Genomic DNA, 24180 nt, shown 5'->3' on the forward strand with positions numbered 1-24180 from the left:
ATTTTTTTCTAGTAAACCTATTGGTTATACATGGTAAGTTTCGATGAGTACATCCATGTTACCGCCACAGACCATACCTTCTTTAATCGCCACATCATCGTTCAAATCCACATAAATACGACGAAAACGTTCTTTCTTTTTTAATGCATCTACCGCACTCAAACGAATTTCATTTTCCGCACGGCCACCACCAATGGTGCCAAAAATAGATCCATCAGGATGCACTATCATAGTAGTACCCGCTTTACGTGGTGTGGAGCCATGAGTTTTTAAAATCGTTGTCACTGCCACTGTATCTTGCTTATGTTGTTGTAGATATTCTATAAACTCATACTTCATGTGCATACCTCTTTTTCGATAAAAAACCGCCTTGTTTACGATAGGACACCGCCATGTATTCTGCTACGATGGATAGTGCTATCTCTTCTGGAGTTTGGGCTCCTAAATCTAATCCAATAGGACCATATAACATATCTAGCTCTTGCTGTATCCAACCTTCTTCTTTCAACACTTCAAAAGCATGGAAAATGCGTTTTTGACTGCCCATCACACCCACATAAGTTGGCAACACATGACGCACTTGGTGCAAGCATATACTATCGAACTCATGAGCTCTAGTGACTACCACTATGCCTGTATAGGCATGAAGATTCAAATTATCCTTTAATGTTTTAAAGTCTAAATGCACTCGTTTCACACGAGAATCAAAAAAGTGTTCTTGTAAGTATTCCGCTCGGTCATCCACTACGGTAACGCCACAACCAATGAATAAAAATTGGTCAGCCACACAACGGCTTACGTGACCAGCCCCTAGTATGAGGACTTCTGGATCTTTTTCTACTGGTTGTAGGAAACATTCCATATCTTCAATAGAAAATAATTGTGGCTCTATTCTTTGAGGTACTGTAAAGCCTTCAATAGCATTGCCATACACCACGTCACCAGTATGGCTATACATCACTTTATCGCCTTGTCGCTCTCCAGATAAAATCGTTACAATCAACGATGATTCATCCTTTGCCATACGTTCTTGCGCAATATCAATCAGATTCATGGTACTACTCCTTTATCTGCTCATATTCCCAAGCAGTGATGGCCTCCATCACACCACCGCCGACAGCTAATGCTTTATCTGATATAGTAAAGCAATGGCTCTCTTCACATCGTGCGTCCACATCCGCCAGTTTAAAGCCTTTCGTTACTAATATATTAGAGGCTAAGATACCTCGTAAAGTACCTTTAATTTTTGCATGCACTGGTACATCCTCTACATAGCCTATGATAGAACCTGCCTCTACTTGATCTCCAATATGGCTTTTCGCTACAAATAGACCTTCCGTTGGGGACTTTATCACTCGTTCATGAGTATAGCCTCCCACATTGCCAGGAATCCCCGTATTGGCTAAAGCTGGACCCTCATAAATACATCGTCCTAAGGTATGTCCACGCATAGTTTCAACTACAACATGCACATCCTTGCCAGCATTGAATCCGGGACCGCATCCAATGACTAAAGGAGCATCACTTTTTTTGGTACCTACATTTCGCTTCGCCAAAATAGCATCCACCACGATGGTTGGTTTCATCGTAGTGAGTACGTTTTCATAAGGCTCAGTGAGCACAGGAATTGCCTCCCGGCTAGCTAACAATTTCGCTACATCTTGTAAAGGTACATGACGTGAGCGCAATCGCTCTAAGATCATTTCTCCTCGATGCACTGCATTCCCATAGGACACTTCTCTACGAATCATGGTAGGAATCGCAATTTCATTAATCACCACAGGATACCCTGCTCGCCACAATCGATAAATAGCGCCAGATGCCACATCTCCACCGCTACGGATGAGAATCATTGGTTTCATAACGTCCTCCTTCGCTCACAATACGGTCATAGTCTTCTTTCGTATCAACATCTATACCACTATGCATAGTACATTGCCTTTCAAGCCATACATATGTAACATGAGGAGCTCCTTCACCTCTCAAAATGACACGCCCTCCCATATCTCCAGGAATTAAGCGTAATGCATCCGCCCAATATCTTCCAAATACTACGGGATTACCTCGTTCTTGGTTCGGTCCATACTGTGGCTGTACAATGGCTTTCTCGTCGCCAATATCTCTGAAAGTGTTACACAAGTCGTCAATGACTTGCACATTCAATAGAGGTTGGTCAATCACACCACATACGATTGCCTCTAAACGTTCTTTCTGTGTATGTTCCCATTGCAATAAGGCCTCTACTCCTAATCGGATAGATGTACCTTGCCCCCATTGTGGATGCTCATTAGGCACAGGAATCCCCTGCACCTTATGCACCATATCCTCCACACCCATACATGGGTCAATAACCACCGCTAGAGGTCGTATCCTGCTATACTTCGAGAGGGCACTCTCTAGTAAAGTATGTCCTTGATAGGTCAACAATTGCTTAGCACATCCCATACGTTTCGATTGTCCAGCCCCTAATAATACACATCCTATTGCCATGTTAGTATCCTTTGTATGCAACAATTTTCACGATATCCATTAGCCAACACCACTTTGTGCAATGAAAGGGATTGCAAAGCTTGTAAAAATGCATCCACCACTGTTGAATCCACCGTATCACAACCTGTACAGAATACGATTCGTTTCCCCCGAGCATATTGAAAGACACCTTGTTCGTGTCGTAGCAGTCTTACAACTCCTTCTGGAGTTATCCTATCCCCTAGTGGAATATCCATGATATCCTGCACTTCTTCTATGCGATGCACATAGTCCTCTGTGAGCGGTTTGCCTAAGACCTGCATATTGACTACTGCAATGGTAGTCACCGTGTTAGTCGGTATCACTGGTTCGTGAGGCTTCGGGGCTTTCAACCATTTAGTTTTCGCCCCATCTGCCTCAACGACAATGGACCAATCTGGATGATGATCATGTAATGTGTCCAGTAATTCCGGTTCTAGACCTACTACTTTGTGACCTGCTACCGCTTGGAACCAAGACCCCATCTGACCATATTTCACTTGTTCTACAATATGAGACTCTCCTAGTGCTAGATCATCTCCATAATAAGGATTCCAAGGAGCCACTTGTTCCGATCCCATCTTTGTTGTAGTCGTTACCACTACGGGTCGCTTTAGACTAACTGCCACAGCACCTAATTTAGATACCACTGTTGTTTTACCACCAGCCCCTACGACAGCAAGTATTCCAGGTTCTAGTAAGGACTCCCAATACTGCCTATCACTCATCTCAAATCTCCTATTGTTAGCTCTACTTATTTATTTTGTAATGCCTTATACACACGTTCTGGAATCATTGGCAATGTAGTTACCTCAGCACCTGTAGCATTCAAGATCGCCCCTTGAATCGCTGGACAAGATGTATTGATAACCACTTCTCCAATAGATTTAATGCCGTAGGCACCTGTTGGTTCATAGGATTCCACAAAATCTACATGAATATTACCAGTATCTAATCGTGTTGGTAATTTATAATGCATGAAATTATTCGTTTCTAACACACCACGAGACGAATAGCGAATTTCTTCATACAATGCCATGCCAATACCTTGTACAACACCACCTTCTGTTTGCACAGTGGCTAAATTTCGATTCACAATAGTACCGCAGTCGACCACAGCATAATAGTTTTCAGGCGTTACTTTACCTGTTTCAATGTCTACTTTCACCTCTGCAATACCCACCATGAAAGGAGGTGGAGATGTTTGACTACCCCAAGTAGCCATACCGCTTAAGTAATGTCCTTTCGGGCCTGATACAAGTTTCGGTGCTAACTCTTTAGTAGTCATCGTTTTAGAACCATCTTCAGTCCACACTTTTTCCCCATCAAACGAAAGTGTACTTGGATTCACTTCTAAGATACGACCAAATTCTTGCAAGATTTTTTCTTTCAACTCATCACAAGCCAGTTTCGTAGCAGTCCCTGTCACATAAGTCGTACTCGATGCATAAGATCCCGGATCGAATGGTACTACGTCAGTATCTGCTTCATAGACAACCATCATATCCATGGGACAGCCCAAAGTTTCACAAGCAATTTGTGCTAACGCCGTATTGGAGCCTTGCCCCATATCTGTCGACCCTGTAAATAACATATACGTACCGTCATCAAGCATGCGCACTTCTACAGAGGCAGAGTCAATATTGGCAATACCCGACCCTTGGAAGGCTAAGGCAACCCCTAAACCGCCCCTATGGCGATCATCGATTTTCCATGATTTTGGACGATTGTCCCAGTTAGACATTTCTTTCGCTTTTTGGATGGCTTCTTTCAATAGACCAGATGCCAACACTTCTCCTGGATGAAAGGATTGTGCAGTTTCTCCTACACCAATTAAATTTTTCAAGCGTAAATCGATTTCATCTACACCCATTGTATGAGCCAATTTTGTAATAGCACACTCCAACGGCCACAAGGCTTCTGTAGCGCCATAACCACGGAACGCGCCGCCTGGCATATGGTTTGTGTACACTACCTTAGATTCATAACGAATCGCTTTCGTTTTATTATATAGAGGCAAGGATTTATGTTCTCCTGCTGTGAAAGTTGTCAATGCATGGCTACCGTGTGCTCCTGCATCGGATACAGCCACCATATCGATAACTTGGATAATACCATCTTTTGTGGCACCTACACGAACTTTCCAATCCCTTGCATGTCGGCTAGTGGAACAGTTATTCGCTTCGTGACGATCGTACACGATATAGGATGGCTTTTTTAACTTCCAGGTCACAAAAGCAGGGAACATTTCTGTACAACCCGTTTGTTTAGAGCCAAAACCACCGCCAATACGAGGCTTGATAACACGAATTTGAGCCGCAGAAAGCCCCAAAGCATGCGCCACATGTCTACGAATATGGAATGGTACCTGTGTCGAACTTGTAATCACAAGACGATTAAATTGATCTATGGTAGCAAAGGTCCTAAAAGTTTCCATCGCCGATTGTAAAGTAGCTTGGTCAAAGTAAGACTCTTCTACCACATAATCACATTTTGCCAGTTCCGCTTCTAAATCACCCACTACATGACTATAGGAACAAGCAAGATTTCGCTTAGGATCTCCCCCTACTGGGAAGTTATAGTGAAAGTCATCTTCAGCGTGAATGATGCTAGGATGATCGATAGCTGTATGCATATCCAAGACTGGTTCATAGACCTCATATTTTACTTTGATGAGAGGCATAGCTTTCAATGCTGTCCGTTCATCCACAGCCACGACTATTGCTACTTCATCCCCCACATAGCGAACCACTTGATCTAAAATCAACATATCATACGCAGATGGCTCTGGATAGCTTTGACCAGCTAAGGTAAATCGAGTTTGTGGCACATCTTTATAGGTATATATTGCTTCCACACCAGGTACTTTTAAAGCGGCGTCAATATTAATATCTACAATTTTAGCAAAGGCATGAGGACTGCGAAGTATCTTAATACATAAGGCATTGGATGGAATAAAATCTTCTGTATAGGCGGCTTTACCACTTAAAATCGTTGTGGAGTCTGTTTTTTTATAACTTTGTCCTAAATGTTTCATAGTGTTTTGCCTCCTAAAAATTTACGAATCCCTCGCATATGCGATTCATAACCAGTACAACGGCATAAATTGTTGTTTAGGTAAGCTTTAATTTCCTCATCAGTAGCATTTGGGTATTTACGGCTTAATGCAATGGCACTCATCATCATACCAGTTGTACAGTAGCCACATTGATCAGCCCCTTCTTCAGCCAAACAATCCGCTAATTCTGCAGCTTCCTCCGCTACACCTTCTAAGGTAGTGATTTCATGACCCACAGCTCTGAATGTAGGGTATGCACAAGATAATATAGGATCACCATCTACCCATACAGTGCATAAACCGCAGTTTGTTGTATCACAGCCGCAACGTACACTGTAAAAGCCTAAGTTACGCAATGTTTCTAATAACATTTCATCCGTTTCGATGAGAATATTTCGTTTCACTCCGTTCACTTGTAACATTATTTCCATTGTGCCACCTCTTTTACCAATCGTTTAAACATGTTTTTTGCCATCTCTAAGCGATACTCTGCACTTGCATGTGAGTTACTTTGAAAGGATAATTCCTCTTGAATCAAGATTACCGCTTCATCCAAAGCATCCAATCCTTTTTCATTAATAATCTGGCAGGATTTCGCAGCTAATGCTGGTTTACCTGGTCGACAACCAATATATACCGAGTAGCCTTGATCATCTAATCGTGCAGATCCCGTTAAATAAGGAAAATCTGAAGTAGATTTCCGTAATGCTTCAATCGCTACAGGTACTTCTTGTTTTGGCACAATAATTTCAAGTAATAAATCTCTTGTTCCATACGTTAAATATTGTTCTATCGGCATACGGCCCGCTTCAAACAAACGTACTTCTGCTCGTAATGCTAATAAGGCAGGAATAATATCAGAGAAACCGAATTTTGCTGCTACCGATCCCCCCATGGTAGCCATACTGCGGAATTGAACACCTAAAATATCTTTCACAGCTTTTGGGAGCACTCCTCTACAGAATGTTTTAAATGGTTCGTACACCTCTACATCTCGCTGTGTAGCCATGGCACCAATGCGGTATTCCGTTTCGTCCTCCTCAATATAGCGGAGACCTAATTCAGACAAGTCAATCACCATAGGCCATTTACGATTTCCCAATCGCGTCCAGCAACCACCAGCTAAGATAGGTGCCATCTTTTGCTTCACCATGAGTGCATGTGCCTCTTCTACTGTTTTAGGCTGTTGCACTTGCATAAACATAAGCATACTTATACCTCCTGACTCCAACATCTCTATATCCTTATTGTACCATGTATATGAAGATTTTGGCATATGAATTATCTCAGATACTAAGCATCCATATATGCATAATCCATATACATCATATGTTACTCGCAATCATTACTATAAAAATAGGCATACACAAACTACTTCGAACTACAATGAATCTATCATTATTCGAGACTAAGTTTATGTATGCCTAATATCAACTTTATATGAGATATACTTTGCAAGATGTTCAATTACTTTTATAGATCTCTCTATATCCTTCTGTTTGTTTCTCTACAACCTGCTCTATATCTTCTAAAATATCTTCAGGAATGTCTTCAACAATGCATCGATCCACTTGGAAAATTGCACATGTACCACATGATGAGCTAAGCCAACGTGGAACAGGCTGTAAGTGTACCGCAATCGATGCTTGCTTACAAAATTGTTCAAATTGGATAGCCCCAAAGTGAGAATAAAACGTTGCTACATATTCCATATTATTGTTTTGTAATAGTGATGATATACTCACCATTCTCTTCTTTAGACACGATTGTATAACCTTGAGCCAATACAAATCGAGTAATATTTTCTACCGCTGTTTTAGAGTCAGATTGCACAGTATATTCACTGTCACCTAATGCCATTGCTTTTTGTACCATAATAACTGGTTCTGGACAAGATAGTCCTCTCACATCAATCATAGTTACCTCCTAAATTTCCTATTTACGCATATTTTTAACAGCAATAACTAAGGCAATCACAAAGCCTACACCTACTGCAATTTGGCCCGCCACTGGAACTCCAGTACCAGATGCAGCTAAACCAAAGTTATGTGCGAATGCTGCGCCTGCTGCTAGGCCCACTACTGTAATTGTGGAATCGGAGTTACCTTCACCAGATAAGATTAATTGACGCAATGGACAACCACCCATTAATGTACAGCATAAACCTGCCAAGGCCATACCTAAGAAGTTCCATAATCCATCTGTGTGCGCAATTGGTTGTTTCACAAAACCAGGATGGAAGTTACCTACAGAAATGTTCACTAGGAACGCTGCTACAAGAATCGCAATAAAACCAAGAATTAATTTTGTTTCTTTAAATAGAATGATATCCCGGATACCACCTACCATACAAAGGCGGCTATATTGTGCCAAGCCACCTACTACTAAACCAGCTGCTAAAGAAATCCATAACGGAGCATGAATGGCACCTGGTCCTTTTTCAGTAAAGAAAATGAACGCTGGCGCTGCCACTACAAGACCTAATAAAATCACCTGTGCTGCTGGCATTATATAGGAATCCATTTTAGATACAATGTATGTTCTACCCAAGGAATATCCACGTTTTAAGAATACTGTACCCACTGCAATACCACCTGTGAATCCTAATAGACCCATGATTGCATTCCAGTCACCACCTGCTAAGCGCAAAATCATACGGAATGGACATCCTAAGAAAATAAGACAGCCAATCATAGTAAAGAACCCTAAGGTAAATCGTGTTGCTGGAGCGGAACCACCTTTAGCAGATCGCTCTCCACGGAACCAAGATAATAAAAAGGCTCCTAACACTAATCCAATAATCTCTGGACGAATGTATTGTACTGGTGCTGCTCTATGCAGACCCAAGCCTCCTACAGAATCACGAATGAAACAAGCAATACAAAAACCCATATTTTGTGGGTTTCCCGCTAGCACTAACAAACTAGCAATCACACCAATAATTAATCCAGCAATAATAATTCTTTGCTTTTCACTTATTACACTCATAGTACCTCTCCTACTAAACATTACCTCTTCGACTAGTTTACTTCAGTCCCTACAAATTGATATTTTGCACGCATTACTTTATACTAAATATAATATACATATTAAAAGGAGTTATAATTATGAAGTCTATCTATGCAGATAATAGCAGTACCTCTTTCCCGAAAGCGCCAACTGTAGCGCAAGCTATGTATGATTACATTTCCTATAATGGAGCTTCTGTTCATCGCTCCTCTAACGAAGATGCGTACCAAGTGGAACGTTTGATCCTAGAAACACGCCAACAGTTACAACAACTATTAGGTGGACCTAGTCCAAAATACATCATCTTTACTCCCAATGTGACAACTAGTCTAAATATGGTCTTACAAGGTCTTTTTTCCGCTGGTGATCACCTCCTAATCTCCAGCATAGAGCATAACGCAGTCATGCGTCCGCTCCATCAATTATCTATGAAAGGTGTTTCTTACTCCACTATTCCAAGCACACCTCAAGGTGAAATGATTACCTCTACCTTAGAATCACTTCTCTTGCCTACTACAAAGGCCATTCTAGTGACTCATGTCTCTAATGTATGTGGTACCATTCAACCCATTGCCGAAATTGGTGCATTTTGTAAAGAACATAATCTATTGTGTATCGTAGATGCTGCCCAATCAGCTGGTATCTTACCAATACATATGAAAGATATGAATATCGACATTCTATGCTTTACTGGTCATAAAGGGTTACTTGGACCTCAAGGTATCGGCGGCTTTCTCCTTACTAAAGATGTAGCTCATCAAATACAGCCCATACTAAGTGGTGGCACAGGCAGTTTTTCTCATACCTTAGAGATTCCCACTACCTTTCCCGATCGCTTTGAACCAGGTACGCCTAATATTCCTGGAATCCTCGGCCTCCATGCTAGTCTATCCTATCTCAATACAGTAGGTATCGAGAGTATTTACCAACATGAATTGTCTTTGACCAAGCAATTCATATGTGGCTTGCAAGAATTATCGAAATATACTATTCACGGAATTCCCGACATTCAAAATCGGACAGCCGTGATTTCTATTTCTCCTACTCATTGTGATCCAGCAGAACTGGCTCACAAACTGGAACAAGATTATCATATTATCACTAGAGTTGGGTTGCACTGCGCTCCTACTGCTCATCAAATACTAGGTACCTATCCTAGAGGAACAGTTCGCTTTTCCTTTGGCTACCACAACACAGCTGATGAAGTAGATACTATATTAAATAGCTTGGATCTATTACAAACCAAACAACTCTTATAGCTAGAATATTACATATTAAAAATAAAGTAAGCACCAATTATACATATAATTGGTGCTTACCTATTTTTGTGCTACTTTCTGTATAAAGAAAGCACTTATATATGTAACCTAAGTCTAACCATATACAGTATTTTGATTAAATAGATTGATTTCTACGAACTTTACGTTCTGCTTTCCATTTATCTAAACGAGCAATCGCTTTTTCGCGACGAGTTTTTTGGACCACATGTGTTTCATTGCCATAGCCATTTAACAATACATTAAGAATGACTGCCATTAAGCTACCGAATGTAATACCACTATGAAGAACAATTTTCAACCATTCAGGGAAATGATTATAGAAACTTGGTACTGCTAACGGAATCATACTCACACCAATACTGATAGCTACAATCATAAGATTATAAGTACCATCAAATTGTACTTTAGATAAAGAGCGAATACCACTAGCAATAATCATACCAAACATAGCAATACCAGCACCACCTAATACAGGGTTAGGAATACTTGCTACAACCGCTGCCATTTTAGGGAATAATCCTAATGCTACTAAAATAACACCAGAAGCAGCTACTACGAAACGGCTTTTTACGTTTGTTACAGCTACAAGACCTACGTTTTGCGCAAATGCTGTATGTGGGAAACTATTTAAAAATCCACCAATCATAGTTGCAAAACCATCTGCACGTAAGCAATCAGCTAATTCTTTTTTACCAATTGGTTTCTCAACGATTTCACCAATTGCGATACAGTCACCAGTCGTTTCTGTCATAACAACAAGCATAACAATGACCATAGAAATAATAGAGGAAAATTCAAATGTTGGCCAACCGAACGCTAATGGTGTTACGACTGCAAACCATTCTGCTTGACCAACGGCCCCTAAGTTAGCTACACCCAGTGCCATTGACGCTAATGTTCCAACTACTAAACCTACTAAAACTGCTACATTACTCCAGAATCCTTTACCAAATCGATACACTGCTACTACGATTGCCAATGTTAAGGTAGCCAGTAGCAAGTTAATTGGACTCGCAAATTCAGGTGAACTAGGGTTACCTCCCCCTACCCAACGAACGGATACAGGCATTAATGTAATACCGATAATTGTAATAATAGTACCTGTAACTACAGGTGGAAAAAAGCGGATTAAACGACTAAATAGATGAGAAATCAAGAATGTGACTATCCCGGCTACGATAACGGCCCCGTAAATACTTGTCATACCATGCTCTTGACCAATTAAAATCATTGGAGATACCGCAGCAAATGTAATCCCTTGAATCAAAGGAATTTTTGCGCCGATTTTCCAAAATCCTAACGTTTGGATCAAAGTGGCAATACCACAAGTAAATAAATCTGCGTTAATTAATTGAATCAACTGCGCCTCTGATAACCCCATAGCTTGTGCTATGATAATTGGAACCGCTACTGCTCCTGCATACATTGCCAATACGTGTTGTAAACCGTAAGCAAACAATTTAGGAATTGGTAACATTCCGTCTACATGATTAACTCCCTGAATTTGATGTGCCATATGAATCACCTCATATTACTTAATAGAATATACTAGTCTTATGCTTATATCATGTTTTGAATTTTAGACATCATCTGATGAAGTAGCAAGCACTCCCATACTTGCTACAACATCGAACTTCATAGACTGAGCACACTCTCTCCCTTACTGATTATTTTCGATATCCAGTTTTCTCAAGTGGTAAAGAACGACGTTCCATACCGTCCAAACGATTATATGCATTGGCAATAGCTGGAGCAATTGGGATACTACTGATTTCCCCAATACCTTTAGCACCATATGCATATTGGTCTGGTGTACCTTTTTCTATGAATGTACATTTAATTTCTGGACGTTGTGTAGCTCTTAACAAGCCTAATGTGCCATATTTTGTAACTACCTTACCTTCATTGTACTTGAAGTCTTCTGTTACACCATAGCCCATACCCATGATAGCTCCACCCTCTACTTGCCCTTCACAAGATTGTGGGTTTACAACTCGTCCTACATCATAGGCCACATGAAGTTCACTTACTTTGTTATCATCTCCAATCGTAGCTACGCAAGCTCCATATCCATAAGCCACATGGCTCTTAGGATGATCTTTGTCCGAATCAAATGGATCCGTAACGCCAAGGAACTCTTCATAAACTTCTATTCCTTCAAGTTCAGCTAACGTTTTAGTGGCTAACAATTCTGCTAATTTTATAGCCGCTCTACGTGTTGCTTCCCCTGTAAATACCGTTTGTCGTGATGCTGTTGTAGTTCCAGAGTTTGGTGTACGTTCCGTATCTGGTGCTTCTACTATAATTTGATCTGGTGACAATTTTGTAGCTTCACATACAATCTGAGATGCTACTGTACCTACACCTTGACCAATACATGCAGCAGATGTACGGATGCGCACTTTACCATCACGAACTTCTAAAATAACTCGACCAGTGTCTGGCAATCCTACACCAACCCCACTATTTTTCAAGCAAATCGCAAGGCCTGTCCGATCACTCGCATAATATGCATCTTTGACTGCTTCTAAGCATTCAGCTATACCAGTATCCGGTGTACATAATTGTCCATTCGGCAAGTAATCACCAGGGCGAACCGCATTTTTATAACGGAATTCCCAAGGGTCCATGCCTACCTCTTTAGCTAGTAAGTCGATATTGATCTCTTGTCCAAATATAGTTTGTGTTACACCAAAACCACGGAATGCACCACCTGGTACAGTATTCGTATACACACAAATACCATCCATAGAGAAATGTTCAAAGTTATATGGTCCACTAGAGTGTGTACCTGCCCGTTGTAATACTGGGCCACCTAAAGATGCATAAGCACCACAGTCGGATACAATTTTAACTTTTGTAGCTAACAATTTACCGTTTTCATCACATGCAGTAGTAATATCCATTTCCATTGCATGACGTTTTGGATGTACATCTAAACTTTCTTGACGAGTTAATTGTACTTTTGTAGGGAATCCAGTTTTCCAAGCTACAAGCGCTGCATGATGTTGCACACTCATATCTTCTTTACCACCGAATCCGCCACCTACTAGCATACTATGAACCTTAACTTGAGATTCTTCCAAACCTAACATACGAGCTACTTCATGTTGCTCATCATAGATACTTTGGCCACCTGTGTATAATTGTATGCCATCTTCTGTTTTCACAGCAATTGCACACTCAGGTTCCATAAATGCATGATCTGTTTGCGGTGTAGAGTAATGTCTTGTTACCACATGAGCCGCATTAGCAATGACTTCATCAGCATTCCCACGATTTAACGCTTGATGAGATAGGATATTTCCATTTGGATGTAATAATGGTGCATCTTCTGCCAAAGCTTCTTCTGGAGTTAATACAGGTTTTAATTCTGTATAATCTACCGTTACCAAATTACATACTTCTTGTAAATATTTTTTCTCTTTTACTGCTACTACAGCAATAGCATCACCTACATAGCGAGTAATATCACCTTCTGCAATCATAACATCCCAGTCAGGAACAATATGACCTGTTTTATTGAAAGGTACATCTTTCGTCGTTAATACAGTTACACATTGAGGATGTGCCAAAGCTTCTTCAATATGGATTGCATCAACACGAGCACGTGGATATTTAGAACGGATCGCTTTGGCATAAATCATGCCATCTACCACCATGTCATCTGCATATAATCCTGTACCCAATGCTTTTTCAGCTGCATCTATACGATGTAAGCGAGATCCTACAGTACCATCTACATCATTTTTAGGAACTGGTGCGTTCTCTTTAAATAAACGAGCAGCTAATAAAATAGCATCTTCAATTTTTACATATCCTGTACAACGACAAATATTTCCCAATAAAGCTTTTTGAACATCTGCCCTTGTAGGTTCTAATGTAGTATCCAATAATGCTTTAGCACTGATAATCATGCCTGGAATACAGAAACCACATTGTACAGCTCCACACTCTGCAAAAGCATATACATACACTTCTTTTTCACGTTCTGTAAGGCCTTCAATGGTAATAATTGATTTGCCTTCCATTTGCGAAACTTTACCTATACAAGCTTTTACCTTTTTCCCATCAATGAGAATTGTACAAGCTCCACAAGCACCTGCACTACAACCGTCCTTTGTTCCGGTTAAGCGTAGGTCATCACGAAGATAATCCATTAGTCGTTTATCTTCTTCTACCTCACGCCAAATACCGTTAACTTGAAATCGGTACATACAGAGACCTCCCTCCAATTATTGTTGGAATTCCCCTTTATAGGCTTCCACTAATTTTCTATCTTGCACCACATGGTGCCCACGTAAAAATACATCATCTATTCGACCATGTACAGTCATTCCTTCATAAGGTGTATAATCTGACCGACTATGAGTTTTATCCGAAGTCATACATTCTGTTACATCTGGTGAAAGTATCACAATATCCGCATCACTTCCTACCTGTAACGTTCCTTTTTTTGGATATAATCCATATAACTTAGCTGGTGTTTCGCTAGTTAATTTCATATATTCTACAGGGTCGATTCGTCCACTATGAACAAACATATCCCACATTAGAATCATCCGCTCTTCTACACCTGGCAAACCACCTGGTGTTTTCGTAAAGTCACCAAGACCCTGCGCTTTTTGCGCTAATGTATAATTGCAGTGATCCGTACATAAAGTTTGGAAAACTCCACGTTCTACCGCTGCTTGCAAAATCTCCACATCTCTTTGTTTTCTAAGAGGTGGACTTAAGATATATCTCAATCCTTTTCCATCCGGCTGATTATACAATTCATCTGTCAGTAATAAGTATTGAGGACAGGTTTCACAGGTCACTTTTGCCCCATTCTTTCTGCGTTCCTCAATCACATCTAATCCTGCTGCAGAGCTCACATGTACAATATGTACTGGATAATCTGCTAATTCCCCTAGTCGAATGAAACGATGCATTGCTTCTGCTTCTATAGTATCTGGCTTTGAAAGTGGATGATACTTTGCTTCTGTATCTCCTTCCGCTCTCATTTCCTGTACCTTAGCTGCAATCATCGCTCCATTCTCACAGTGGGCTGCTACCAACGCACCGGTTGGGGCGATTGCTTTAATTGCTTCATAAATTGACCGATCGTCAATACTAAAGCTGTAGGCCATATATACTTTGAAGGATGCGACGCCTTCTTCAACGACCTTAGGAATTTCCGCTGCTACTTGCTCATTCATATCTAATAATTCCATATGAAATTTATAGTCACAAGAGCAACGTCCTTCCGCCCGTTTCTTATCGCGTCGCAAACCTTCTAACAAAGATTCTTCAAAAGGCGATGCAAAATTAATAATCGTCGTGGTCCCCCCCATAATGGCTGCTTTTGTACCACTTTCAAAATCGTCTGCCGTGGTGGCAAAAGCGTTGGTCATTTCAAAATGGGTATGTGTATCGATTCCTCCAGGCAACACATAGCGCCCTTTTGCATCGATTCGTACATCTCCTGGTTTTGCCTCAATATGAGGAGCTAACTCTACAATTGTATCGTTTTCAATTGCTATCGTCCCTTGCATGACTCCCGTTGGGAGTACAAGATATCCTTGTTCAATGAGTATCATAGATATAATATGGAAGTTCTTTAATGAACGCTTCCACAACTCCTTTCAACACCTCTGGTAAGGCATCAATCGCTGTACGACCTGTAGCGCCTTGGAAGCGATATCCGCATTCCTTACCTTGAATATAAAAGCCGTCATTATCGCTTGCTAATAAGCGTTCTTCATCAATAAAATATGTCAATTTATCTTTATATGGGAAGCATGGTTGTACACAATGACAAGCACAGTTACCACATTCATTACAAGACTCATCAATATGAATGATTAATTTTTTACCATCTACAGTAATGCATTCATTCGTTCTATTTGGACATACACGTACGCAAGTACCACATACAACACGGCATTCATGATTTTTGTCATGAGCTGTTGGGAAACCTGGTTGCTCTTCGCGTTTTTTCTTAGCAGCTGCAGATTTTTTGTATGTTGGAGCTGTTCCCATTGCCTCCGCAAAAGATTTGATTTCTGTTGGTTTAATTACCTTAGCAGTATCGTAATCTTCTGCTTCTACTAATTTAGCTAAGTTATCCAATTGGTTATAACCTAAACCTTGTAATAAGGTTGTACATACTGTGATTGGCCAAATACCTGTGCGGAATAAAGCTGCAATATTTTTCGCATCTGCACCACCGCTATAAGACATTGGTAAGCGTTCGCCAAATGTTTCACTCAATAATTGAGCCACCCCGATGGATAATGGTAATAAGGATTTACCAGACATATACATTTGCTCCCCTGGTAATTCTTTTTCATGAATTGAAACAGGGAATGTATTTGTCAACTTCACACCAAACACTAAGCCTTCTTCTTCTGCAATCGTCAACAATCGTTCAATCATTGGCACTGCTTCTTTAAAAGATAAGTCTACTTCAAATTGATGTGCATCAAAATCAATATATCCAAATTCTGCTTGATCTAATAATTCTCTTACACGATCATAGCCTAATAATGTTGGATTACATTTTAGATATAAATTTAGATGTTTTTCTTTCATTAGGTATGTACAAATCGATTCAATTTCGCCTGCAGGACAGCCGTGCATTGTGGATAATGTAATACCTTGGCAAATGTTGTCATCAATATTGCGAATGTACTCTTCTGTTACATTTTTAAATTGATGTACATTAGCTAATGCCCATTCTTCGCATTCTTTCCAAACTGGTTTAGTACGTGCTGCACGTAAACATTCCATATAGGAATCTACATCTTCACTTTTAATGCCCGCTAAGTTGTAGCCAACACTCATAATAAAGATGAATCCATCTGGATCGCCGATGCCCCATTCTTTACTAATTAATTTAATAGCAAACCATGCTTTAATGTATTCATCAGCAGCCGCATGGCAATGGTACTCAGAGGACCATTCCACATTGTATGCTTCATCTTTTGAATAAATACATGGTCTTGGGATGCCCAATTCTTCACCGAACATAATTTGTACTGTTTTTAATTCTAAGAATCGGGAACCGCCAACATAGGCTGCTACTAAGTTTTGAGCTAATTGAGTATGTGGACCTGCTGCAGGGCCTAATGGATTTTCTAGGTTACGACCAAATAAGGATAACCGTTGATCCGTACCTGTTGTGTGCATGCGCTCCACATTATATACTCGATTGTGGGTAGCATATTCTGTTAGAATATGGTTCATTAAATGTCCGAAACTTACCGGATACATGATATCGCTCATAGTATTCACTCCTTACTGAAAGTGTATTATGGGACTAATCGTTTCCATAAACGATGGGAAATTTGTCGTACTTCTCGTAGCAATTCTTCTTTATTCATGCCACATAATTGACGATCTAGCATACGTACCTTACCACCAGAAATAGTTGTAATTACATTAAGACCATTTAGGCCAAATAGTAAATGACCATTAATATTATCAGCATGTAAATCTGTTCTAGGAATATAATCTAAAACAATTACATCTGCTTCTGCCCCCGGTGTCAAGGTACCAACTTTTACAGGGAAGAATTTTTCAATCATTGCTGGGTTAGTATTGAATAACATATGTGGAATTTCAGTCCAACCAACATTTGGATGTTGCATGTTATGTTTCACTAAGCAATTTGCTACTTTGTAGGATTCTAACATATCGCTAGTATATCCATCTGTACCAAGACCCACTGGAATACCTGCTTCCATAAGTTTTAATACATTAGGTGCTCCTACAGCATTACCCATATTACTTTCTGGATTATGAGCCACCATGGTGCCAGTTTCAGCTAATACCTTTACTTCACTATCATCTACATGGATACAATGTCCAGCAATCGTTTTTGGTCCTAGGATGCCATCTTCATGCAAGCGATGCACTGCGCGCATACCATATTTCTCTTGGCTATCTTCTTGATCTGTAGTACCTTCTGCTACATGGATGTGATATCCCAAATTGTCTACGTTTTGTTCACGAACATAAGCCAATGTATCTTTACTCAATGTGAAAGATGCATGTAAACCCATCATAGCTGCGATTGTTTCAGGATTTTCTTTTGCTTCTTTACCAAAGCGTACGTTTTCTGCTACAGCTTTCTCCATTTCCTCTTGGCCATTCCGATCACTTACTTCATAGCACAAGCAAGAACGAACGCCGAAGTCTTGAGCAACTTCGCTAATAACAGATAGGCTGCCTTCTGTTTCCCCATAACTTGCATGATGGTCAAATATGGAAGTCACACCATTTTCGATACATGCCATATAGGTCACAATAGCACTTGCCCAGACGTCTTCTTTAGCAAGACGTTTATCTAGGTAGAACCACAATCCATCTAAAATTTCTTTAAAATTTGTTGGGTTATTACCAGGGATATATAATCCGCGGGCTAAGGCAGAATAAATATGGTGATGAGCATTGACAAAACCAGGCATAATCAAGCGCCCATGAGCGTTTACTAGATATGCTTTTGGATATTGTTTGCGCAATGTTTCGTATGAGTCTACTGCCACAATTTTAGTGCCATCCATTAATACGCCACCGTCTTCAATAATCGGTTGTAATGGATTGCGTGTAACGACAGTTCCTTTTCCTAATAAAATCATAGATAGGCTCCTTTCTATGAAAAACAGTATTCAATGAAATACTACTATTATAATTCGATGTGAGTGCCTGTTTTTCCTTCAATACCTTCTCTAGATTTTTCTAGTTGTGTGATAATTGCTTTTCTACCTGCTTTAGATTTAGCAAAAGCTACAGCTGCTTCCATTTTTGGTTTCATAGAGCCTGCTGCAAATTCACCATTGTCGATATGTTTTTGCGCTTCTTCTACTGTAATATGTTCTAACCATTGTTGGTTTTCTTTACCATAATTAATCGCTGCTTTTTCAATAGCTGTTAAGATAATCAATACATCTGCGTCAACTTCTTGTGCTAGTAAGCTACTAGTCCAGTCTTTATCAATAACTGCAGATGCACCTGTTAAATGATTGCCTTCACGAACTACAGGGATACCGCCACCACCGCAAGCGATTACTAATTCATGACCGATTAAGCCTTTGATAGCTTGTAATTCAATGATTTCTTTTGGCGCTGGAGATGCTACTACACGGCGATAGCCACGACCTGCATCTTCTTTTACCACATAATCATATTGGTTCACTGCATGTACAGCTTCTTCTTTTGTCATAAAGTGACCAATTGGTTTTGTTGGATCTAAGAATGCTGGATCATCTGCATCTACACGAACTTGTGTAACCATTGTTGTCACAGGTAGATCTGTAATACCTCTGTTCAACAACTCTTCACGCAATGCGTTTTGTAAATCATATCCGATATACGCTTGGCTCATGGCTACGCATACAGACAACGGAGTATTAGGTTGACCTTCTACTTCTCTAGTTAATGCAGCCATAGCATTATTGATCATACCGATTTGAGGGCCATTACCATGAGTAACGATAACATCACAATCTGCTTCAATTAAATCTACGATTGCTTTCGATGTTTCTTTCACCGCAATCATTTGTTCTGGTAATGTATTGCCTAGGGCATTGCCCCCTAAAGCGATAACAACACGTTTTTTCATAGGGTACCTCTCTATGGTGTATATATTCCTAACTACTTTGTAGGGATTAAAATAAGGGACTGTCTGAACAGACAGCCCCTTTGCTCTTAGCGGAGAACTCTTTCTGTTCCCTTTTCTTCTAGCTCTTTTAATAATTCTACTGGATTTTCAAATTTGCTTAATAAAATCATAGCAGCAATTACATATGGTTTATAGCTTGCTTCTTTGTAAAGAGGTACACGATAACGATCAAATACGGATGCGTCAACTTCACCTTCTTCACAGCTTAAGCCAGTGATATCAGCTGGTAAGCAATGTAAGTATAATGCTTTACCGTCTTTTGTAAGACTCATCATATCTTCTGTGCAAGCCCAATCTTTATGTTGTGCATTTTGTTCTAATAAACGACCTTCTAATTCTTTAATGCCTGCTGTATCGCCTTTGCCATATAAGTCAGTTCTTTCTTCCATTGCTGCGAAAGGTGCCCAGGATTTAGGATATACAATATCAGCATCTTTGAAAGCTTCTTTCATGTCGTTTGTACGTTTGAAAGATCCGCCACTAGCTTGTGCTTGTTTTTTAGCAACTTCTTCAACTTCTGGCATTACTTCGTATCCTTCTGGATGCGCTAATACAACTTCCATACCTAAACGAGTGAATAAACCGATAGCACCTTGTGGTACGGAAAGAGGTTTACCATAGGATGGGGAGTATGCCCAAGTCATAGCTACTTTTTTACCTTTTAAGTTTTCAAGTCCACCAAATTCATTGATAAGGTGAGCCGTATCAGCCATCAATTGTGTTGGATGGTCAATATCACATTGTAAGTTTACCAATGTAGGACGTTGTTCTAATACGCCGTCTTTATGGCCTTCTTCTACTGCATCAGCTACTGCATGCATGTATGCATTACCTTTACCGATATACATATCATCACGGATACCGATGATGTCAGCCATGAAGGAGATCATGTTAGCTGTTTCACGTACAGTTTCGCCATGAGCGATTTGAGATTTTCCTTCATCTAAGTCTTGTACTTCTAAACCTAATAAGTTACAAGCAGATGCGAAGGAGAAACGAGTACGAGTGGAGTTATCACGGAATAAGGAGATACCTAAACCACTGTCGAATACTTTTGTAGAGATATTGCGTTCACGCAATGCACGTAATGCATCAGCTACAGCCCAAACAGCTTGTAATTCGTCATCTGTTTTTTCCCAAGTCAAGAAGAAATCGTTGTTGTACATGTTTTTTGTGTCTAACTTAGCTAATGCGTCTACACATTTTTTGAAATCTGCCATTTTTTGCACCTCATTAATAATTTATAGCTTTATAAAATGTAAACTATTATTTGCAATAGTTTGTAGGTAAGATTGCATATACTGCTGCACATGTTACAAGGTCTTGTTTCCATGTGATTTCGTTAGGAGCATGTGCTTGTGCTTCTGCGCCAGGACCGAAACCGATACAAGGAATACCATTACGTCCCATGATAGATACGCCATTTGTAGAGAATGTCCATTTATCAGTTAATGGGCGAGCTTTACGTTCTGCCAATGTAACTTCTGCACCAATACGTTCTGTACCGTATAAGGAGATGTAAGATTCTTCCAATGCTTTTGTTACTTTATGATCTTTAGGAATTACCCATGTTGGGAAGTAGCATTCGATTGGATATGTTAAACCAGTCCAGGATGGACGAGCATATTCGTACATAGATACTTTTGCACCGTATTTTTGTACAGCTGGTAAATCTTCGATTTCTTTTAAGCAACTTTGCCATGTTTCACCTGCTGTCATACGACGGTCAAGAGATACTGCGCAAGAGTCTGCTACTGCACAACGGCTTGGGGATGTGTAGAAAATTTGGGAAGTTGTTACTGTGCCACGGCCCAAGAAACGAGCTTCTTCATAATGGTCAGGGTTGAATTTTGGATCCAACATTTTTTCTAAGCCACGAACACGAGTAGTTTCTGTAGAATTGTTTGCATTTAATGCACGAACATCTTGTAAAATGTCAGCCATTTTGTAGATTGCATTGTCACCGCGATCTGGTGCAGAACCATGGCAAGATACGCCTTCTACATCGATACGGATTTCCATACGACCACGTTGACCGCGATAGATACCACCATCAGTTGGTTCTGTGGATACTACAAATTCTGGACGAATGCCACGTTCTTTAATAATGTATTCCCAGCACAATCCGTCGCAATCTTCTTCTTGTACTGTACCAACTACTAATACACGGTATTTATCATTCAATAAACCTAAGTCTTTCATGATTTTTGCACCGTATACTGCGGATACGATACCACCTAATTGATCAGATACACCACGGCCACCGATTTCAGTGTCGCTTTCAAACCCCTCATATGGATCAAAGTTCCAGTTGTCACGGTTACCAATACCTACAGTATCAATATGTCCGTCAAAAGCAATCAATGTTTTACCAGTGCCCATATAGCCAAGAATGTTACCCATAGGATCCACTTCTACTTCATCGAATCCTAAGTCTTTCATTTCTTTTTCAATGCGGCGAACGTGTTGTTCTTCTTCCGCACTTTCACCAGGGAATGCGACGATTTCTCTTAAAAATTTTGTCATCGCTGGTCCATAAGCTTCTGCTGCTTTTTTTACTGCTTGTAAATCCATTACCATTTCCTCCTTAAACACACATATACGTATACGTTAAAGTTAAAATTAACTGTATATGACTTAAATAGTTAGATTAAAATTTTCCTTGCCACACAATTTCTTGATAACGTGTTGGGTCAGTGTCCCCTTCTGTGGAGAAGCAAAGTACTTTAGAATCTTTAGTAAGTCCTAATTCTTCTTTCAAATCTTTATATTCTTCCATAGTCATAGCGGCTGCTACTAAACCAAATGGAACAGCTCCAGATTCTCCAGAGATAATGCTTGTATCGCCTTTAATTGGTGCTGCAGACATTCTCATACCTAAGGATGCTACCCAATCTGGTGCAGATACAAATACATCCACATGGTTTTTCAAAATATCCCAAGAAATCGTATTTGGTTCACCACAAGCGAGTCCTGCCATGATTGTTTGTAAGTCGCCGCCTACGATACGTAAATCGCCATCGCCTGCTTTAGCACCTTTGTATAAGCAATCCGCTGCAGATGCTTCTACTACTACAATTTTAGGTTTCACAGGTGCATCTTTATAACGATTTACCACATAACCAGTAACAGCACCAGCTAAGGAACCAACCCCTGCTTGTACAATGACGTGTGTAGGTACATCTACGCCAGCTTTTTCTAATTGTTCAGTAGCTTCTAGAGCCATTGTGCCGTAGCCTTGCATGATCCATGTAGGAATTTCTTCATAACCATCCCAAGCTGTATCTTGGATAACAACACCATGATCTACTTTTTTGGATTCTGCAGTAGCTAAACGTACACAGTCATCATAGTTCATTTCTTCAATAGTTACTGTAGCACCTTCTGCTGCAATATTTTGTTTACGAGTTTCTGTGGAACCTTTTGGCATAAATACCACTGATTTTTGACCTAGTTTGTTTGCTGCCCAAGCAACACCACGACCATGGTTTCCATCAGTAGCTGTGAAGAATGTAGCTTGTCCAAATTCATCACGCAATTCTTTTGATGTCAAGATGTCATATGGCAAATCAGATACTTGTTTACCTGTTTCTTTAGCAATGAATTTCGCAATTGCATAAGAACCGCCTAACACTTTGAATGCATTTAAACCGAAACGATAGGATTCATCTTTAATGAATAAACGGCCTAATCCTAAGTGTTCTGCCATGCGTGGTAATTCAGTAAGTGGTGTTTCTTGATATTGCGGGAAACTCTTATGAAACTCGCGCACCCCTTCACTTTCTTTTACATTCATTGCACAGGTGTTCAAATCCTCTGAAGCGGGCATAGTGTTCTTAACCCATTGAATTCGTTCCATGTAACTCTTCCTCCTCTTTTACTTGGTTCAAATCATTATATAAAGTAAATTTAGAAACGTTGAAATATTCCGATATTTTATCAGATGCCTTTGAAATCAAAAAAGCGCCCTGGCAATATAAATATCGTATTGCTTCCAAGCGCTCATTCTTATTCATTAAATGTGCTGGTCGCCCTACTACTTTTTCAGCTTGAGATAACATATCGCTCAACAAATCGCTAACAGATGTAACAATTCGTTCACCTTTTGTTTCCCACGCATGATTACTGGATGTAATAATCCGATCTAAAGAGTTTTGCAATGTAATAAAATCAGTAATATCATAATTGATACACAATAAATACTGTAATTTATCATTATCATCACGTATATACATCGTCGTCGATCGAAGAACTCTTCCATCTTTGGTCCGTGTGAGATAAGCTTGTTTACCCTGACACTGACCATCGTCATTTCGTATCGCATCTAGTACTGCATGCGAGGCGCCATCACCTACATCTCGGTTAGAAATATCTCCATGCTCAATATACACAATAGAACTCTCTAATGTCTCTATTTGCACGTCGTGAATCAACACTTCACATGAAGCTCCAAATTGTGTCGCAATACCATGCGCAATTACCTTTAATTGTTCTAATTTCATAATTGTCTCCTAACTATTTTTTAGGCTATCTAACAATTTATTAGGTATGCCCTTATTATAGCACCATCATATTCATAATTCAATACTTTTTCTAAATATTTTTTAGGTTTTCTAATTTTTTGTTAGATGTCATCTATAAACAAAATAAAAAAGATA

22 protein-coding genes are annotated in these 24180 nt (G+C 39.9%); 1 reads left to right on the forward strand and 21 read right to left on the reverse strand.

Annotated features, from left to right (window positions below; genetic code table 11):
• Window positions 1-24: 24 nt before the first annotated feature.
• The 11 genes from EO114_RS02970 to yedE form a co-directional block, all read right to left on the reverse strand.
• Complete coding sequence (locus tag EO114_RS02970; protein WP_127061448.1) at window positions 25-339, reverse strand: XdhC family protein; 315 nt, start codon at window positions 337-339, stop codon at window positions 25-27.
• Complete coding sequence (locus EO114_RS02975) at window positions 329-1054, reverse strand: XdhC family protein (protein WP_127061450.1); 726 nt, start codon at window positions 1052-1054, stop codon at window positions 329-331. The genes EO114_RS02970 and EO114_RS02975 overlap by 11 nt, the downstream gene beginning before the upstream one ends.
• Before the next feature lie 4 nt (window positions 1055-1058).
• Window positions 1059-1862 (reverse strand): selenium-dependent molybdenum cofactor biosynthesis protein YqeB, encoded by an 804-nt coding sequence (gene yqeB / locus EO114_RS02980; RefSeq protein ID WP_127061452.1) that lies wholly within the window; start codon window positions 1860-1862, stop codon window positions 1059-1061.
• Window positions 1837-2490 (reverse strand): NTP transferase domain-containing protein, encoded by a 654-nt coding sequence (locus EO114_RS02985; protein WP_127061454.1) that lies wholly within the window; start codon window positions 2488-2490, stop codon window positions 1837-1839. Before EO114_RS02985 ends, yqeB begins: the two co-directional genes overlap by 26 nt.
• Entirely contained in the window at window positions 2481-3236 is a 756-nt protein-coding gene (yqeC, locus tag EO114_RS02990; RefSeq protein WP_127061456.1) for a selenium cofactor biosynthesis protein YqeC, read from the reverse strand. The genes EO114_RS02985 and yqeC overlap by 10 nt, the downstream gene beginning before the upstream one ends.
• Window positions 3237-3262: 26 nt before the next feature.
• The gene (locus EO114_RS02995) at window positions 3263-5545 is read right to left on the reverse strand and encodes a xanthine dehydrogenase family protein molybdopterin-binding subunit (protein ID WP_127061458.1); all 2283 of its coding nucleotides are present in this window, start codon (window positions 5543-5545) and stop codon (window positions 3263-3265) included.
• On the reverse strand, window positions 5542-5997 hold the full coding sequence (locus tag EO114_RS03000; protein WP_009353384.1) for a (2Fe-2S)-binding protein: 456 nt from the start codon (window positions 5995-5997) through the stop codon (window positions 5542-5544). Before EO114_RS03000 ends, EO114_RS02995 begins: the two co-directional genes overlap by 4 nt.
• The gene (locus EO114_RS03005) at window positions 5988-6776 is read right to left on the reverse strand and encodes a xanthine dehydrogenase family protein subunit M (protein ID WP_009353291.1); all 789 of its coding nucleotides are present in this window, start codon (window positions 6774-6776) and stop codon (window positions 5988-5990) included. The genes EO114_RS03000 and EO114_RS03005 overlap by 10 nt, the downstream gene beginning before the upstream one ends.
• A gap of 253 nt (window positions 6777-7029) precedes the next feature.
• Entirely contained in the window at window positions 7030-7278 is a 249-nt protein-coding gene (locus tag EO114_RS03010; protein ID WP_062401597.1) for a DUF3343 domain-containing protein, read from the reverse strand.
• 1 nt (window position 7279) lies between these two features.
• A complete protein-coding gene (locus tag EO114_RS03015) occupies window positions 7280-7483 on the reverse strand; it encodes a sulfurtransferase TusA family protein (protein ID WP_062401594.1) in 204 nt (67 codons plus the stop codon).
• 18 nt (window positions 7484-7501) lie between these two features.
• Window positions 7502-8554 carry a YedE family putative selenium transporter gene (gene yedE, locus EO114_RS03020; RefSeq protein WP_127061461.1) on the reverse strand — a complete coding sequence of 351 codons (1053 nt, stop codon included), beginning with the start codon at window positions 8552-8554 and terminating at the stop codon, window positions 7502-7504.
• Between the two features lie 119 nt (window positions 8555-8673).
• Here yedE and EO114_RS03025 point away from each other — a divergent pair, with 119 nt between their 5' ends.
• Complete coding sequence (locus tag EO114_RS03025) at window positions 8674-9834, forward strand: aminotransferase class V-fold PLP-dependent enzyme (RefSeq protein ID WP_127061463.1); 1161 nt, start codon at window positions 8674-8676, stop codon at window positions 9832-9834.
• A 136-nt stretch (window positions 9835-9970) separates the two neighbouring features.
• Here EO114_RS03025 and EO114_RS03030 read toward each other — a convergent pair whose 3' ends face one another.
• From EO114_RS03030 to EO114_RS03075, 10 genes are all read right to left on the reverse strand, one after another.
• Window positions 9971-11371 carry a nucleobase:cation symporter-2 family protein gene (locus EO114_RS03030; RefSeq protein ID WP_009353298.1) on the reverse strand — a complete coding sequence of 467 codons (1401 nt, stop codon included), beginning with the start codon at window positions 11369-11371 and terminating at the stop codon, window positions 9971-9973.
• A gap of 151 nt (window positions 11372-11522) precedes the next feature.
• Entirely contained in the window at window positions 11523-14072 is a 2550-nt protein-coding gene (gene xdh, locus EO114_RS03035; RefSeq protein WP_127061465.1) for a selenium-dependent xanthine dehydrogenase, read from the reverse strand.
• An 18-nt stretch (window positions 14073-14090) separates the two neighbouring features.
• Window positions 14091-15392, reverse strand: coding sequence for a dihydropyrimidinase (gene hydA, locus EO114_RS03040; protein ID WP_240629054.1), 1302 nt, complete (start codon window positions 15390-15392; stop codon window positions 14091-14093).
• Window positions 15393-15423: 31 nt separating this feature from the next.
• Entirely contained in the window at window positions 15424-17124 is a 1701-nt protein-coding gene (locus EO114_RS03045) for a hypothetical protein (RefSeq protein ID WP_062401580.1), read from the reverse strand.
• Window positions 17125-17150: 26 nt separating this feature from the next.
• Complete coding sequence (ssnA, locus tag EO114_RS03050; RefSeq protein WP_127061471.1) at window positions 17151-18479, reverse strand: putative aminohydrolase SsnA; 1329 nt, start codon at window positions 18477-18479, stop codon at window positions 17151-17153.
• Between the two features lie 47 nt (window positions 18480-18526).
• On the reverse strand, window positions 18527-19462 hold the full coding sequence (gene arcC, locus EO114_RS03055; RefSeq protein WP_009353343.1) for a carbamate kinase: 936 nt from the start codon (window positions 19460-19462) through the stop codon (window positions 18527-18529).
• 86 nt (window positions 19463-19548) lie between these two features.
• Window positions 19549-20742 (reverse strand): knotted carbamoyltransferase YgeW, encoded by a 1194-nt coding sequence (gene ygeW, locus EO114_RS03060; protein ID WP_062401575.1) that lies wholly within the window; start codon window positions 20740-20742, stop codon window positions 19549-19551.
• Between the two features lie 46 nt (window positions 20743-20788).
• The gene (locus EO114_RS03065) at window positions 20789-22096 is read right to left on the reverse strand and encodes a YgeY family selenium metabolism-linked hydrolase (RefSeq protein WP_062401573.1); all 1308 of its coding nucleotides are present in this window, start codon (window positions 22094-22096) and stop codon (window positions 20789-20791) included.
• 76 nt (window positions 22097-22172) lie between these two features.
• Window positions 22173-23381, reverse strand: coding sequence for a diaminopropionate ammonia-lyase (dpaL, locus tag EO114_RS03070; protein ID WP_127061474.1), 1209 nt, complete (start codon window positions 23379-23381; stop codon window positions 22173-22175).
• Window positions 23359-24027, reverse strand: a complete 669-nt coding sequence (locus tag EO114_RS03075) for a helix-turn-helix transcriptional regulator (RefSeq protein WP_126940411.1) — start codon at window positions 24025-24027, stop codon at window positions 23359-23361. Before EO114_RS03075 ends, dpaL begins: the two co-directional genes overlap by 23 nt.
• Between the last annotated feature and the right edge of the window lie 153 nt (window positions 24028-24180).

Source organism: Veillonella sp. 3627 (assembly GCF_003992195.1).
GTDB lineage: Bacteria > Bacillota > Negativicutes > Veillonellales > Veillonellaceae > F0422.

Coding starts and splice junctions, on each gene's coding strand:
- yqeC (WP_127061456.1), bottom strand. CDS start 3,236: ATGAGTGATAGGCAGTATTGGGAGTCCTTACTAGAACCTGGAATACTT.
- yqeB (WP_127061452.1), bottom strand. CDS start 1,862: ATGAAACCAATGATTCTCATCCGTAGCGGTGGAGATGTGGCATCTGGC.
- yedE (WP_127061461.1), bottom strand. CDS start 8,554: ATGAGTGTAATAAGTGAAAAGCAAAGAATTATTATTGCTGGATTAATT.
- EO114_RS03010 (WP_062401597.1), bottom strand. CDS start 7,278: ATGGAATATGTAGCAACGTTTTATTCTCACTTTGGGGCTATCCAATTT.
- xdh (WP_127061465.1), bottom strand. CDS start 14,072: ATGTACCGATTTCAAGTTAACGGTATTTGGCGTGAGGTAGAAGAAGAT.
- EO114_RS02975 (WP_127061450.1), bottom strand. CDS start 1,054: ATGAATCTGATTGATATTGCGCAAGAACGTATGGCAAAGGATGAATCA.
- EO114_RS03005 (WP_009353291.1), bottom strand. CDS start 6,776: ATGCTTATGTTTATGCAAGTGCAACAGCCTAAAACAGTAGAAGAGGCA.
- EO114_RS03045 (WP_062401580.1), bottom strand. CDS start 17,124: ATGAGCGATATCATGTATCCGGTAAGTTTCGGACATTTAATGAACCAT.
- EO114_RS02970 (WP_127061448.1), bottom strand. CDS start 339: ATGAAGTATGAGTTTATAGAATATCTACAACAACATAAGCAAGATACA.
- EO114_RS03000 (WP_009353384.1), bottom strand. CDS start 5,997: ATGGAAATAATGTTACAAGTGAACGGAGTGAAACGAAATATTCTCATC.
- EO114_RS03025 (WP_127061463.1), top strand. CDS start 8,674: ATGAAGTCTATCTATGCAGATAATAGCAGTACCTCTTTCCCGAAAGCG.
- dpaL (WP_127061474.1), bottom strand. CDS start 23,381: ATGGAACGAATTCAATGGGTTAAGAACACTATGCCCGCTTCAGAGGAT.
- EO114_RS03030 (WP_009353298.1), bottom strand. CDS start 11,371: ATGGCACATCAAATTCAGGGAGTTAATCATGTAGACGGAATGTTACCA.
- hydA (WP_240629054.1), bottom strand. CDS start 15,392: ATGCAAGGGACGATAGCAATTGAAAACGATACAATTGTAGAGTTAGCT.
- EO114_RS02995 (WP_127061458.1), bottom strand. CDS start 5,545: ATGAAACATTTAGGACAAAGTTATAAAAAAACAGACTCCACAACGATT.
- EO114_RS03015 (WP_062401594.1), bottom strand. CDS start 7,483: ATGATTGATGTGAGAGGACTATCTTGTCCAGAACCAGTTATTATGGTA.
- ssnA (WP_127061471.1), bottom strand. CDS start 18,479: ATGATTTTATTAGGAAAAGGAACTGTCGTTACACGCAATCCATTACAA.
- EO114_RS03065 (WP_062401573.1), bottom strand. CDS start 22,096: ATGGATTTACAAGCAGTAAAAAAAGCAGCAGAAGCTTATGGACCAGCG.
- EO114_RS02985 (WP_127061454.1), bottom strand. CDS start 2,490: ATGGCAATAGGATGTGTATTATTAGGGGCTGGACAATCGAAACGTATG.
- ygeW (WP_062401575.1), bottom strand. CDS start 20,742: ATGGCAGATTTCAAAAAATGTGTAGACGCATTAGCTAAGTTAGACACA.
- arcC (WP_009353343.1), bottom strand. CDS start 19,462: ATGAAAAAACGTGTTGTTATCGCTTTAGGGGGCAATGCCCTAGGCAAT.